The organism is Paraburkholderia sp. J94 (genome assembly GCF_905220285.1).
GTDB lineage: Bacteria > Pseudomonadota > Gammaproteobacteria > Burkholderiales > Burkholderiaceae > Paraburkholderia > Paraburkholderia tropica_A.
The window spans coordinates 142,277-156,194 of record NZ_CAJMZH010000009.1; the positions used below are offsets into that span (position 1 = coordinate 142,277).

At 67.2% G+C, this 13,918-nt stretch carries 11 protein-coding genes; 5 read left to right on the forward strand and 6 right to left on the reverse strand.

Going from position 1 to position 13,918, the window contains the following annotated elements; genetic code table 11:
- Positions 1–131 precede the first annotated feature (131 nt).
- Positions 132–1,706 carry an arginine/agmatine antiporter gene (gene adiC, locus U4Y88_RS20625; protein WP_321786007.1) on the forward strand — a complete coding sequence of 525 codons (1,575 nt, stop codon included), beginning with the start codon at positions 132–134 and terminating at the stop codon, positions 1,704–1,706.
- A complete protein-coding gene (locus U4Y88_RS20630; protein ID WP_310629901.1) occupies positions 1,703–4,051 on the forward strand; it encodes an Orn/Lys/Arg decarboxylase N-terminal domain-containing protein in 2,349 nt (782 codons plus the stop codon). Before adiC ends, U4Y88_RS20630 begins: the two co-directional genes overlap by 4 nt.
- 102 nt (positions 4,052–4,153) lie before the next feature.
- Here U4Y88_RS20630 and U4Y88_RS20635 read toward each other — a convergent pair whose 3' ends face one another.
- From U4Y88_RS20635 to U4Y88_RS20645, 3 genes are all read right to left on the reverse strand, one after another.
- On the reverse strand, positions 4,154–4,999 hold the full coding sequence (locus tag U4Y88_RS20635; protein WP_065057562.1) for a carbohydrate ABC transporter permease: 846 nt from the start codon (positions 4,997–4,999) through the stop codon (positions 4,154–4,156).
- On the reverse strand, positions 4,996–5,913 hold the full coding sequence (locus tag U4Y88_RS20640; RefSeq protein ID WP_321786009.1) for a sugar ABC transporter permease: 918 nt from the start codon (positions 5,911–5,913) through the stop codon (positions 4,996–4,998). The genes U4Y88_RS20635 and U4Y88_RS20640 overlap by 4 nt, the downstream gene beginning before the upstream one ends.
- Before the next feature lie 217 nt (positions 5,914–6,130).
- Positions 6,131–7,363: a sugar ABC transporter substrate-binding protein gene (locus U4Y88_RS20645; RefSeq protein ID WP_321786011.1), complete on the reverse strand. Its 1,233-nt coding sequence runs from the start codon at positions 7,361–7,363 to the stop codon at positions 6,131–6,133.
- A gap of 348 nt (positions 7,364–7,711) precedes the next feature.
- Between U4Y88_RS20645 and U4Y88_RS20650 the strand changes: the two genes are divergently transcribed.
- The 3 genes from U4Y88_RS20650 to U4Y88_RS20660 all read left to right on the forward strand — a co-directional run bounded on the left by U4Y88_RS20650 (position 7,712) and on the right by U4Y88_RS20660 (position 10,580).
- Entirely contained in the window at positions 7,712–8,485 is a 774-nt protein-coding gene (locus U4Y88_RS20650) for an SDR family oxidoreductase (protein WP_321786013.1), read from the forward strand.
- Positions 8,486–8,569: 84 nt separating this feature from the next.
- Entirely contained in the window at positions 8,570–9,634 is a 1,065-nt protein-coding gene (locus U4Y88_RS20655; RefSeq protein ID WP_224013159.1) for an ABC transporter ATP-binding protein, read from the forward strand.
- 61 nt (positions 9,635–9,695) lie between these two features.
- Complete coding sequence (locus tag U4Y88_RS20660) at positions 9,696–10,580, forward strand: MurR/RpiR family transcriptional regulator (protein WP_321786015.1); 885 nt, start codon at positions 9,696–9,698, stop codon at positions 10,578–10,580.
- Here the strand turns inward: U4Y88_RS20660 and U4Y88_RS20665 are convergent.
- From U4Y88_RS20665 to U4Y88_RS20675, 3 genes are all read right to left on the reverse strand, one after another.
- Positions 10,577–12,022: a cytochrome P450 gene (locus U4Y88_RS20665; protein ID WP_224013157.1), complete on the reverse strand. Its 1,446-nt coding sequence runs from the start codon at positions 12,020–12,022 to the stop codon at positions 10,577–10,579. The genes U4Y88_RS20660 and U4Y88_RS20665 overlap by 4 nt on opposite strands.
- A gap of 106 nt (positions 12,023–12,128) precedes the next feature.
- Complete coding sequence (locus U4Y88_RS20670; RefSeq protein ID WP_321786017.1) at positions 12,129–13,019, reverse strand: IclR family transcriptional regulator; 891 nt, start codon at positions 13,017–13,019, stop codon at positions 12,129–12,131.
- 2 nt (positions 13,020–13,021) lie between these two features.
- The gene (locus tag U4Y88_RS20675; protein ID WP_321786019.1) at positions 13,022–13,849 is read right to left on the reverse strand and encodes an IclR family transcriptional regulator; all 828 of its coding nucleotides are present in this window, start codon (positions 13,847–13,849) and stop codon (positions 13,022–13,024) included.
- Positions 13,850–13,918 lie beyond the last annotated feature (69 nt).

Genomic DNA, 13,918 nt, shown 5'->3' on the forward strand with positions numbered 1-13,918 from the left:
GACTATTCTTCCTACCTGTTCGCGGCCGTCCATCCGACGGCTTCGCACAGGCGGCGAGGCGTTGGCCGACGCGTCTCGCCAGGTCGTCATCGCAGCCCACACGGCTGCATCACACCTGACTGGGAGAGCGCATGTCTGATGCGAAACCCTCCGGCACCGCTCTCACGAAGGGCGGCGCCGCGAGCAGCAATGAGACGCCGAAGATCGGCGTCGTGCCCGCCACGCTGATGGTGGCCGGCAACATGATGGGCTCGGGCGTGTTCATGCTGCCCGCCAATCTCGCCGCGACCGGCGGCATTTCGATCTTCGGCTGGCTGATCACGGTGGTGGGCGCGGTGTCGCTCGGGCTCGTGTTCGCGAAGCTCGCGGCCATCGACCCGCTCGCGGGCGGCCCTTATGCCTACGCGCGCAAGTCGTTCGGCAACTACGTCGGCTACCAGACCAACCTGATCTACTGGCTCGCCAACGTGCTCGGCAACACCGGGCTCGCGGTCGCGGGCCTCGGCTATCTCACGCACTTTTTCCCTTCGCTGCGCGACCCGCTCACGCTGGCCGCCGCGCAGATCTTCGTGATCTGGCTGCTGACCTACGCGAACATCCTCGGCCCGCAGGTGGTCGCGCGCGTGCAGTCGGTCACGACGATCATCGCGCTGATTCCCATCGTCGGCATGGCGCTGTTCGGCTGGTTCTGGTTCAGCGGCGCGGTCTACATGTCGGGCTGGAACGTGAGCGGCGGCAACGCGTTCAGTGCGATCGGCTCGACGCTGAACTTCACGCTGTGGGCGTTCATCGGCGTGGAAAGCGCCTCCGTGTCCACGGCCGTGGTGGCGAATCCGCAGCGCAATGTGCCGATCGCGACCGTGGGCGGCGTGGTGATCGCGGCCGTCTGCTACGTGCTCAGCTCGACCGTCATCATGGGGATGATCCCGAATAAGGCGCTGATCGCGTCGAACGCGCCATTCGCCGACGCCGCGCGCGTCGCGCTCGGCAGCACGGCGGCGAACGCGGTGGCGCTGTGCGCGGCGCTCGGCTGTCTGGGCTCGCTCGGCGGCTGGACGCTGCTGGTCGGCCAAACCGCGAAAGCCGCCGCCGACGACGGCCTGTTCGGCAACGTGTTCGCGCGCGTGAACGCGAAGAACGTGCCGTCGGCGGGCCTTGCCATCGTCGCGACGATCATGACCGTGCAGGTGCTCGCCACCATGTCGCCGAACGCGAGCGAGCAGTTCGGCAAGATCGCCTCGATCGCCGTGATCATGACGCTCCTGCCGTACATCTATTCGTGCATCGCGATCAAGGTGCTCGGCTACGGGAAGATGTCGCCGCATCAGTTCACGTTCTACACGGTCGTCGGGCTGGTCGGCGCGGTCTACGCGCTCTGGGCGATGGTCGGCTCGGACGGGCAGCAGACGCGCTGGTCGCTGATCTTCGTGATCGCGACGGTGGTGTTCTACGAGCTCTCGGTGAATCGCCAGCGCGAGATCGCCGAGAAGCATCTGCATCCCGGCGGCCGCGCGCCAGGCTGGGTGCGTTACGTGTCGTTCGGCGTCGCCGTGGTGGCGCTCGTCGCGACCTTCTGGATTTCGGTGGGCCACGATCGCGGCCTCACGCTGCGGCCGCGCGTGCCGCTGCCGGGCGTCGCGAGCGCGCCGGCGCAGCCAGGTTCGCCGCCCGTCACGCCTTCCACGACCTCGGAGAATGCTTCATGAGCACCGTGTCCCCGCAACACGCGTCGCGCCGCCTCGGCATGCGCGCGCTTTTCGTCCACCCGCAGATCGACGCCGCCACGGCCAACGGACGCGCCGCGCGCGCGCTGATCGACGAGCTGCGCGAACGCCTCGTCGACGTGGTGACCGCCGCGAGCGCCGACGACGCCATCGCCGTGATCGGCGCCGATCCCGGCGTCCAATGCCTGCTGCTCGACTGGGAACTCGGCACGCTCAGCGCCGACGCCGACGCCAGCGAGCACGCCGCTGCGCGCGCCGTGCTCGACGCCTTGCGCGCGCGCAGCGCGACGCTGCCGGTGTTCCTGCTCGCCGACCGCATGAGCGCGGCGGGCGTGCCCGTCGAAGCGATGCGCCAGGCCGACGACTTCATCTGGATGCTCGAAGACACCACGTCGTTCATCGGCGGGCGCATCGTCGCGGCCATCGAGCGTTACCGCGAAACCGTGCTGCCGCCGATGTTCGGCGCGCTCGCGCGCTTCTCGCGCGTCTACGAATATTCGTGGCACACGCCGGGACACACGGGCGGCACGGCGTTCCTCAAGTCGACGGTCGGCCGCGCGTTCTTCGAGTTCTTCGGCGAGCAGTTGTTTCGCTCCGATCTGTCGATCTCGGTGGGCGAGCTGGGTTCGCTGCTTGATCACAGCGGGCCGATCGGCGCGAGCGAGAAGTACGCCGCGCGCGTGTTCGGCGCGCATCGCAGCTATCACGTGACCAACGGGTCGTCGACCTCGAACCGCGTGATCGTGATGGCGAGCGTGACGCGCAACGAAGTTGCACTGTGCGACCGCAATTGCCACAAGTCGGTCGAGCACGCGATGACGCTCGCGGGCGCGATCCCGACCTGGCTCGTGCCGTCGCGCAACCGTTACGGCATCATCGGGCCGATCCTGCCGGAGCGGCTCACGAAGGCGGCCGTGCGGCTCGCCATCGATCACAATCCGCTCGTGAAAGGGCGGCCCGAGGTGAAGCCGAAGCCGGTGCACGCGCTCATCACCAACTCGACTTACGACGGCCTCTGCTACAACGTCGCGCGCGTGGAGGCGCTGCTTGGCGAGAGCGTGGACCGGCTGCATTTCGACGAAGCGTGGTACGGCTACGCGCGTTTCAATCCGCTCTATCGCGAGCGCTTCGCGATGCATGGCGACCCCGCCGATCACGACGCGAGCCGCCCGACCGTGTTCGCGACGCAATCGACGCACAAGCTGCTCGCCGCGCTCTCGCAGGCCTCGTTCATCCACGTGCGCAACGGGCGCGGCGCGATCGGTCACACGCGCTTCAACGAGTCGTTCATGATGCACGCGTCGACTTCGCCGCAGTACGCGATCATCGCCTCGAACGACGTGAGCGCCGCGATGATGGACGGCCCCGGCGGCCTCGCGCTGACGACCGACGCGATGCGCGAGGCCATCGGCTTCCGGCAGATGCTCGCGCGCCTCGCCGCCGGTTTCGACGATCGCGACGACTGGTTCTTCCACGTCTGGCAGCCCGAGACCGTGGTGGACCGCCGTAACGCGCGCCGCTACGCCTTCCACGATGCGCCCGAGGCGCTGCTGTTGCAGGATCCGTCGTGCTGGGTGCTGCACCCGGAAGACGACTGGCACGGCTTCGGCACGATCGAGGACGGCTACTGCATGCTCGATCCGATCAAGGTGTCGATCATCACGCCGGGTGTCGCGCCGCATGGCGGACTGCTGCCGGTGGGCATTCCGGCCAGCGTGGTGACGGCGTATCTGGACCGCCAGGGCATCGTGGTCGAGAAGACCGCGGACTTCACGATCCTGTTCCTGTTCTCGCTGGGCGTGACCAAGGGCAAGTGGGGCACGCTCGTGAACACGCTGCTCGACTTCAAGCGCGACTACGACGTGAACGCGCCGCTCGAACACGTGCTGCCCGACCTCGTCGATCAGCATCCGCAGCGCTATGCGGGCATCGGGCTGCGCGAACTGTGCGACCGCATGTTCGCGGCGATGCGCGATTTGCGCACGACCGCGCTGATGGCGCAGGCGTTCTCCACACTGCCGCGTCCCGATTGCAGTCCCGCCGAGGCCTATGAGCAACTCGTGCACAACGAGATCGATACGCTCGAACTCGGACGCATGGACGGGCGCACGGTGGCGACCGGCGTGGTGCCGTATCCGCCCGGCATTCCGCTGCTGATGCCTGGCGAAAACGCGGGCGATGCGGATGGTCCTTTCCTTGGCTATCTGAAGGCGCTGGAAGCGTTCGACCGGCGGTTTCCGGGCTTCACGCACGATATCCACGGCGTGGAGGCGGAAGACGGCGTGTATCGCGTCGCGTGCTTGAGGAAGGGCGCGTTGAACGCCTGAGCGCGCGGTGGCCGTAGTCGCGAGACGCAAAAGAAACGGGCCGATCGTCTGATCGGCCCGCTTTTTATCGGCGAAGCTATGCGCGCGATTAGTTCGTGATCCTCATTTCACCGCGCCGAGCGCGAGCCCCTTCACCATATAACGTTGCAGCCACGCGAACACCACCGAAACCGGCAGCGTGGCCGCGAGCGTGGCGGCCATCACCAGTTCCCATTCGACCGTGTACTTGCCCGCGACCATGTCGGTGACCTGCACGGTCAGCGTCTTGTTCTCGGGCGAGCGGATCAGCGTGTAGACCACCGCGAACTCGTTCCAGGCGCTGATGAACGTGAAGATGGCCGTGACTACCACGGCCGGAATCGCGAGCGGCAGGAACACGCGGAACACCGCGCCCGTGCGGCTGCTTCCTTCGAGCCACGCCGATTCTTCGAGATCGCGCGGCACGGTCTGGAAATACGACGAGAGCATCCACACCGCGAACGCGATATTGAACGCCGCATACGAGACGATCACGCCGAGCTTCGAATCGACGAGATTGCCGTCGCCGTACGGAATCATCGCGGCGAGGCGGAACAGGCCGACCACCAGCAGGATCGGCGAGAGCATCTGCGTGACCAGCAGGAACTGGCGATACGCGCCGCGTCCGCGAAACGGAAAGCGCGCGAGCGCGTAGGCGGCGGGCAGGCTCACCGCGAGCGCGAGCGCCGTGGAGAGAAACGAGATCACGATGCTGTTGCGCAGCGCGACGCCGAAGTTCGCGGCCTGCCACATATCGACGTAATTTTCCCAGCGCCAATGTTGCGGCAGCCAGCGCGCCGGATAGACGAACACTTCGTTGGCGGGCTTGAACGAGGTGAAGAACATCACCGCGAACGGAAACAGCACGGCGACGACGAGCGGCGAGAGCGCGAGCCAGCACCAGAGCGAGCGTTTGAGCTTGCGGTTCATGCGAGGTCTCCTTCGGCGCCGCCGCTGCGCTTCGCCTGCACGCGCAGATACGCGACCGAAAACGCGAACAGGATCACGAGCATGATCAGCGAAACCGCCGCCGCTTCGCCCGGACGCCCGAGCCGGAAGCCGAGTTCGTAGAGGTAGGTGACGAGGATGTGCGTGCTGTCGTCGGGGCCGCCCTGCGTCATCACCCAGATGATCGGAAACGAGTTGAACACGTAGATCACGTTGAGCAGGATCGCCATGTTGATGAAGGGCTTGAGCAGCGGCAGCGTGAGCTGGCGGAACTGCTGCCAGGCGCTCGCGCCGTCGATGCGCGCGGCTTCGTAGATGTCGCCCGGCACCGAAGAGAGGCCGCCCAGGAAGATCGTGGTGGTGAACGGAATCGACACCAGAATGCCGACGGCGATTTCCACCGGAAACGCGTATTCGGGCGTGGCGAGCCAGTGAATCGGCCCGGCGATCAGGCCGAGTTTTTGCAGCGTGACGTTGACCATGCCGTAGTCGTCGTTGAAGGCCCAGCGCCAGACCACGGCAGTCATTGTGAGCGAGACCGACCACGGCAGCATGACGATCGTGCGCGCGATGCCGCGCCCGTAGAAGTCCTGGTTCAGCACGAGCGCGACCGGCACGGAGATCGCCACCGTGCCCACCACGACGCAGACCGTCCAGATGATCGTGTTCTTCAGCGCGCTCAGGAACACGGGGTCGCCGAACACGTTGAGGAAGTTTTGCAGCCCGCTGAAATCGCGGATCTGGCCGAAGCGCGACACGTCGTGCAGCGACTGCCAGATGATGTTGAAGATCGGATAGCTGATGATGAACAGCGCGAGCGCGAGGCTCGGCACGATCAGCAGCCAGGGCGCGCGGGGCGCGGAAACGTTGCGGTCGGCGCGGTCGGGGCGGCTCATGCTGGGGCTTTGGCGTGCGCGTGTGGGGTCGGGGGCGGCGCCGTCCGCCGTTGCGGCTCGCGGTGTCGGCTTCAGGGGACCCGTGGTCATGTCGTGAGGCGTCCGGTCAGTCGGTGAATCAACGTGCGGCAACCGGCGCGACGCGTAGCGGGAGTGCAGGCTACGCGTCGCGCCGGTCAGGGCCGCGGTCAAACCCCGCGGCGAGACGGCTGCATGCTTACTTGCCGAGCGACTTGTTCGCTTCGGTTGCGGCCTGGTTCAGCGCGTCGGCGGGCTTGGCCTTGCCGAGATAGATCGACTGCATCGCGTTGGATACGGCCTTGGCGGTGTCTTCCCAGCCCGTCACGGTCGGCGCGAACTTCGCGTGCGGCAGCAGCGCGACGAAGGCCTTCGTGTCCGGGTCCTGGAACGCCGGATCGCCTGCTTCGGCCTTGGTCGTCGGCAGGAAGCCTTCCGTGCTCGTGAACTCCACGCGCGGCTGCTTCGTGAACAGGAAGTCGAGGAACTTCCAGGCGCTTTTCTTCACCTTCGAGTTCTTGAACATCATGATCGAGTCGGTGACCGCGTAGGTCGCGGGCGCGGTTGCAACCGGAATCGGATCGATGCCGTACTTGATGTTCGGCGCTTCCTTCTTCAACTGCTTGGCGAGGAACGGCGCGGAGATCATCATCGCCACGCGGCCCTGCTTGAAGAGGTTCTGCACGTCTTCGCGGCTGTAGCCCGTGACGCCCGGCTCCGTGAGACCTTCGTCGATCATGGTCTTGTAGAGCGTGGCGGCCTTCACGCCGGCCGCCGAATTGAACGCGGCCTTGTTGTCCTTGCCCACCACGTCGCCGCCGTGCGTCCACAGCGCGTAGTAGAAGTACACGTCGGTTTCGATTTCCTTGCCTTGCAGACCGAAGCCCGCGATGCCCTTCGCCTTGAGCTTCTTCGAGGCGTCGATCACGTCGTTCCAGGTCTTCGGACCGTTCGGATAGCCCACCGAGGCGAGCATGTCCTTGTTGTAGTAGAGCGCGCGCGCCGACGCCGCGATCGGCAGGCCGTAGATCTTGCCGTTGATCTCGCCAGGCGCGAGGAACGGGCCGATGAAGCGGCCCTTGAAGTTCGCGTCCATGTACGGATCGAGCGGCTCGGCGATGTCGTCCTTGACGAAGTCGAGCAGCCAGCGCGTGCCGATGATGGCGAGGTCGGCGTTGGCGCCGCCGGAGATGTCGGTCTGAAGTTTCTGTTGCAGCGAGTCCCAGTTCACGTCTTCGATCTTGATGGTCGTGCCGGGATTGGCGGCCTCGAACTGCTTGGCCATTTTCTCGAAGTACGGCGCCGTGGCGTCGCTGTAGTGCGCGACGGTCACGCGTACCGTGTCGGCGTGCGCCGCGACGGCGATGCCGGCGAACGCGAGCGCGGCGGCCAGCTTGCCGAGCGTGAGGGTTACACGTTGCTGAAACGACATTCTCGTTCTCCTGGGTGGTCTTCCTGTTTTATTGCACCGACTGCCGCCGCCTGGATGGGCGCGTTTTTTTGCTGCCTGTTTTTGTGCCAGTTGCCTTGTTTGAAAAAATCCTACAGGATGAAAAAAACGTTGTCACCTGGGAATCGCGATATTGTTTTCTGCTCCTGAATTTGCCTAACATGCCGTAAAACAGGGGGAAATCATGCAGTGCAATATGTGGGACGCCTGCGTGTCAACTCGCGACGGAATGCAGGCGAAACGATATTTAACGTAAGTCTGTTGGAAATTTACAGGCCCGCTGGCGCGCACGCCGGCGGGCTTTTCAGTCGATACGCGGAGAGTTCGAACATGAGCCGTGTGGTGCTGGTGACGGGCGCGAGCGGCGGCATCGGCCGCGCGCTGTGCAAGCGGTTTCTCGATGGCGGCGACACCGTGCTCGCGCTCGACCGCGACGCGGCGGGCGTGCAGCAACTCGCCGACGCCTTCGGCGCGCAACGCCTCGAAGCGCTGGCCGCCGACGTGAGCGATCCGCTCGCGATGGCCGACGCCGTGGCGCGCGGCGTGGCGGCGCGCGGGCCGGTGGACGTGGCGGTGGCGAACGCGGGCGGCGCGCTCGGCACGACGCTCGCGCATACCGACGCGGCCAGCTGGCGGCGCGACGTCGACCTCAATCTCAACGGCACGTACAACACCATCGAAACCGTGCGCGCCGCGATGATCGAACGCCAGCGCGGCGTGCTGGTGCTGATCGGCTCGGTGAACGGCTTGAGCGCGCTCGGGCATCCCGCGTACAGCGCCGCGAAGGCGGGCCTCGTGAGCTACACGAAGGCGCTCGCGATGGAACTCGGGCCGCATGGCATCCGAGCGAACATCGTGTGTCCGGGCACCGTGAAAACGCCCGCGTGGCGCGCGCGCGTCGAGCAGAATCCGAAAATCTTCGAACAGCTAAGTAAATGGTATCCGCTCGGCGACGTGGCCGAACCCGAGGATATCGCCGACGCCGTGCATTTCCTCGCCTCGCCACAGGCGCGCGTGATTACCGGCGTGGCCTTGCCGGTGGACGCGGGGCTCATGGCGGGCAACCGGCTGATGGCGAACGAGCTGACGCTCGATCCGTTCTGAGCGTTCGCATCGGCGCTTTCACGCAATGCCCTGAAAAAAGCAGGAAAACACACGCAAGCAGCGACAACAGCCCACGAGGACAGCATGGCAGCGGTACAACTGAACGGCATCTACAAGCGCTACGGCGACACGCAGGTCGTGCACGGCGTCGACCTCGACATCGAGGACGGCGAGTTCGTCGTGCTGGTCGGACCGTCGGGCTGCGGCAAGACCACTTTGATGCGCATGATCGCGGGTCTCGAAGATATTTCGGGCGGCGACCTCACGATCGGCGGCACGCGCGCGAATGCATTGCCGCCGCAACAGCGCAACATTTCGATGGTGTTCCAGAGCTACGCGCTCTATCCGCATCTCTCGGTCTACGACAACATCGCGTTCGGCCCGCGCATCCGCAAGGAACGCGAGGACGGCTTCAAGCCGCGCATCGAAGCCGCCGCGAAGATGCTCAATCTCTCGAACTATCTCGACCGCCTGCCGCGCGCGCTCTCGGGCGGCCAGCGCCAGCGCGTGGCGATGGGCCGCGCCGTCGTGCGCGAGCCTGCGCTGTTCCTGTTCGACGAACCGCTCTCGAATCTCGACGCCAAGCTGCGCGTGCAGATGCGCACCGAAATCAAGGCGCTGCACCAGCGGCTGCGCAACACGGTCGTCTACGTCACGCACGACCAGATCGAAGCGATGACGATGGCCGACCGCATCGTCGTGATGAACGCGGGGCGCATCGAGCAGATCGGCAAGCCGCTCGATCTCTACGACAAGCCCGGCAATCTGTTCGTGGCGAGCTTTCTCGGCTCGCCGTCGATGAACTTCGCGTCGGGCAGCGTGATGAGCGACGCGCGCGGCACGGCGCTCGTGCTCGACGACGGCGTGCGCATCGCGCTGCCCGAAGGCGGCGCGCCAGCGGGCGCGCGCGTGACGCTGGGGATTCGTCCCGAGCACGTCGAAACGCACACGGGCGAGGTGCCGTTCGCCGTCGACGTGATCGAGCCGACTGGCGCGGAAACGCACTTGTACGGGAAAATAGGCGGCCAAACATGGTGCGTCACGACACGCGCGCGGCCCGGCATCGAACCGGGCCAGCGCATGACGCTCGGTCTGCCTCTCGCGCATCTGCATCTGTTCGACACCGAAAGCGGCAAGCGTCTCGATTGAAGCACTGAACCCGGGCTTCGGGCGTCTCGCATCTTCCACGGCTCAACCCACGGAACATAGCTTGCCGGTCTCCAACCTGATCCATCACATCCGCAATGTCGCGGAGTCGCTGCGGCCCGCCGAACGCAAGGTCGCGGAGATGGTGCTCGCCGACATCGACTTCGCGATGCGCGCGAGCATCACCGAACTCGCGTTGCGCGCGGACGTCTCCGAGCCGTCGGTCACGCGCTTTTGCCGCGCGGTGGGCGCGCACGGGCTGCGCGACTTCAAGATGCGGCTCGCGCAGAGCGCGGCGGGCGGCGTGCCGTTTTCCGCCACGGACGACGCGGCGGGCGGCGAGCCCACGCAGATCGGCTCGCTGCTCGACAAGGTCGCCGACGCCGTGGTGCAAGGCGTGATGCACGCGCGCGCCTCGCTCGATCCGGCGGTGTTCGAGGCGGCGGTGGCGGCGCTCGGCAGCGCGCGGCGGGTGTTTTTCTTCGGCGTGGGCGCGGGTTCGGGGCTGGTCGCGAACGACGCGGCGCTGCGCTTCCTGCGTCTGGACGTGGCCGCGAGCGCGTTCACCGACGGGCATCTGCAGCGTCTCTACGCGGGCCTGCTCGAACCCGGCGACGTGGCCTTCGCGATCTCGCAGTCGGGCCGCAGCGTGGAAGTGAACGAGAGCATCCAGATCGCCAAGGAGCGCGGCGCGACCACGATTGCGCTGACGAATGCGGGCTCGCGGCTCGCGTGGGTCGTCGATATTCCGCTGCTGCTGCGCGTGCCGGCTTCCGGCATGGCGGCGGACGAACCGCACGCGCCGGGCGTATCGCGTATCGCGCATCTCGCGGTGATCGACGCGCTCGCGCTGGGCGTCTCGCTCGGGCTCGGGCCGAAGACGCTCGCCAAGATGCGCGACGCGCAGGCGCGCAGCGACTCGGACAGCGCGGGCGACGTGAAGGCCTAACGCACGCGCTTGCGCAGCTTCACCGGCATCGTGTCCGGCACCATCGTGAACGCCGACACCTCTTTGATCTGCGCGGGATCGATCGCCAGTTCGATTTCGAATTCGTTCATCAGCATCGACAGCGCGAGACGCATTTCCACCGTCGCCAGATGGCGTCCGGGGCACACGCGCGGCCCCGCGCCGAATTGCAGATACGCGCGCACGTCATGCGCGCCCGCCTGCTCGGCTTGCTCGCCCTTGCGCATCCATCGCCACGGATCGTAGCGCTGCGGATCGGCGAAATTTTTCGCGTCGACCATCGCGGGCCGCGCGACGAAGAACATGCGCGTGCCCTTCGGCAGCGCGACGTTGTCGACCACCACGTCTTCGAGCGGCTCGAACGAATGCACGGCGGCCACTGGACGCAGACGCGTCGCTTCGATCGCGATCGCTTCGAAAATGTCGAGGTCTTTGAGCGTGGCGTAGTCGGGGCACACGGGCGCGTCGCCGATCACGCGGCGCGCTTCCTCGCCCAGATGCGTCTGCAACGCGGGATCGGCGGCCAGATAGGGCAGCGTCCACGCGATCGAATCGGCGGTCGTGTCCTCGCCCGCGAGCAGCAGCGTGAGCACGTTGGCGCGAATCTGCGCATCGCTGATCGACTCGCCGTCGTGTTGCTGCTGCTGCACGAGCATCGCTTCGAGCAGATTGCGCGGCAGCTCCGACGGCTCGTCGCGCATCCGCGCGCGGGCGCGCGCCATCATCGAGTCGATGTAGCGGTGCACTTCGGCCAGCGATTGATCGAGCTTGCGGTCGCTGGGCAGCTTGAACACGCGCCAGTACGGAAACAGTGCGTTGATGCGGCCCATCACGGCGGGCAGGATGCGTTCGAGATGCTCCTGGATCGCGCCGTGATCCTGTTCGAGCGTGCGCGGATCTTCGCCGAAAGCGAGCGCGCTCGTGACGTCGACGGTGTAGCGCTTGAGGTCGTCGGTCATCTCGACGGTCTCGCCGCGCTCGGCCGCGCGCAGCCAGCGCGCGCGCAGACGCTGCGTGATGTCCGCGAGCGTCGGATAGAACGCCTTGATGTTCGGGATCGAGAGCGCCTGCATCACGAGGCGCCGGTGCGATTCCCACTGGACGCCTTCGGAGGAAAACAGGCCGTTCGCGCCCATTTCGTCGAACACGCTTTCGATCGGCTGATAGCGGCGATAGCGGTGCGGGCGCTCGCGCATGATCGACTGGATCAGCTCGGTGTCGGTCCAGATCGTGATGGGGATGCTGCCCACCTGGAAGCGGTACGGCGTGCCGAGTTCCTCGGCCCAGCGTTCGAGAATCTGATGCAGCCGCGTGGGTTCGAGTTGCAGCAGGTTGCCGATCAGCGGCAGGCCGCGCGGGCAGGGCAGGTCGGCGACCTGGCGCAGCGCGGTGGCGGAACCGGTACCGGTGGAGGCGGTGCTCATGAGGCTGTCCTTGTGATGGAGCCGCCTTGCGTGTCGACGCGGATCAAGGCGCTCAGGCGCGCGGCGGCGCTTGAGCGTTGCGCGTCAATCGTCTGACGGAAGCCGATTATAGCGGCGCTGCGGCCGCGCCCGCCATGTAGCCGAAGCGCCGCGAGAGGCGCTCGGAAGCCGCCATCAGCAAGGACGCGCAGTTGCCGTCGCGCGTGGTGTCGAGGTTGCCCGACGGCCCCATCAGCGCGAGCACGAGGCAGACGCTGCCGGTGTGGTCGAACACGGGCGCGGCGACCGTGCTGATGCCGGGAATCGGCTTGTCGAGCGCGGTGTCGAGCCCTTGCGCGCGGATCGCGGCGAGGCGTTCGGCGTAGGCGGCGTCGTTGGTCGCGTTCGTCGCGTTCGTCGCGTTCGTTGCGTTGGTCGCGCCCGCGAGCCGCAAACCGTCCTGCGCGAGCAGCGCGGCGCGCACGTCATCGTCGAACCAGGCGGCGAACACGCGGCCGATCGCAGTGTTGACGATCGACATGACGGTGCCGGGCCGCAGGCTCACATGCAGCGGCCGCGTGGATTCTTCGAGCCGCACGACGGTCGGCCCGAGCGGCCCCTGCACTGCGAGCGCGACGCTCATGCCGGTCGCGGCGGCGAGGCCGACGAGTTCGGCGTCGGCTTCACGCACCGGCGAGAGACGCGCGAGTCCGAGCAGGCCCAGTTCGAGGCTGAGCGGCCCCGCGCCGTAGCGGCCCGCTTCGTCGCGTTCGAGCAGGCCGGTTTTCAGCAGGCTCACGAGGTGCGGAAAGGCCTTCGCGCTCGGCATGCCCGCCGCCGCCGCGAGGTCGCGCAGCGCGAGCGGCTGCCCCGCCGCGACGAGCGCGGCCAGCAGGTCGCCGGTCGCGTCGAGCGCCTGGATGCCGCGCTGGGTTTTTTCGCTGCCGGCGGCGTCGGTGTGCGGCGTGGTGTCGATGGACGCTTCGGCGTCGGGCGTGGGTCGGGCGGACTTCGGCATGGTCAATTCGATGTCGATGAAAACGCGGCGCGTGCGATTGCGTCCGTGGCCTCGCGCAGCGCGTGCACGAGCGCGCCGTCGGCCCGCACGTCGAGTGCGCCGCTCGCGCCGATGGCCGTGAGCGTGAGGCGCAGCGCGCCCGCGGCGTCGCGCACCGGCGCGCAGACGCTGCTCACGCCGGGGCTCGGCGCGTCGATGCCCAGTTCGAAGCCGCGCGTGCGGATCGTGTCGAGCGTGGCCGCGAAGGCCGCATCCTGACGCGGCGCGGCGTCGTGCTCGCCCGAGGTGCCGCGCCAGACCGGCTGCGCCGTCTGGTTGGCCCACATCGCGTGCAGCGCGTCGTCGTCGAGATACGCGCAGAACACGCGGCCCGTGGACGTGGCGGGCAGCGACATCACCGTGCCCACGTGCAGGTTCACGTGCAGCGGCAGGCTCGCGTGCTCGTAACGGACGATGGTCGGCCCCTGCGGACCGGCGATGCACATCGCCACGCTGCAGTTGTGCGCCTGCGCGAGCGCCGCCGCGTGCGGCACGGCTTCGCGCAGCGCGGGCTGCTGCGCGAGATGCAGCAGGCCGAGGCGCAGCGCGAGCGGACCGGCCTCGTAGCGGCCCGACAGCGCGTCGCGCTTGATCAGGCCGAGGCGCGTGAGGCTCACCAGATAGGCGTGCGCCTGGCTCGACGCGATCTCCGCGCCCGCCGCGAGGTCGCTGGGCGCGAGCGGCACGCGCGCGTCGGCGAGCACGCGCAGCAGGCGCGCGCCCACTTCCACGCTCTGAATGCCGCGCTGGGTTTTCGCGCCGTCCGCTTCGGCGTTGCGAGGGGTCTTCACGCGTTGTCCCGGGCTGAAAAAGGGTCCATGTTAACCGAAGCGCGGGCGATTTCACGCGCCCGCGAGGCG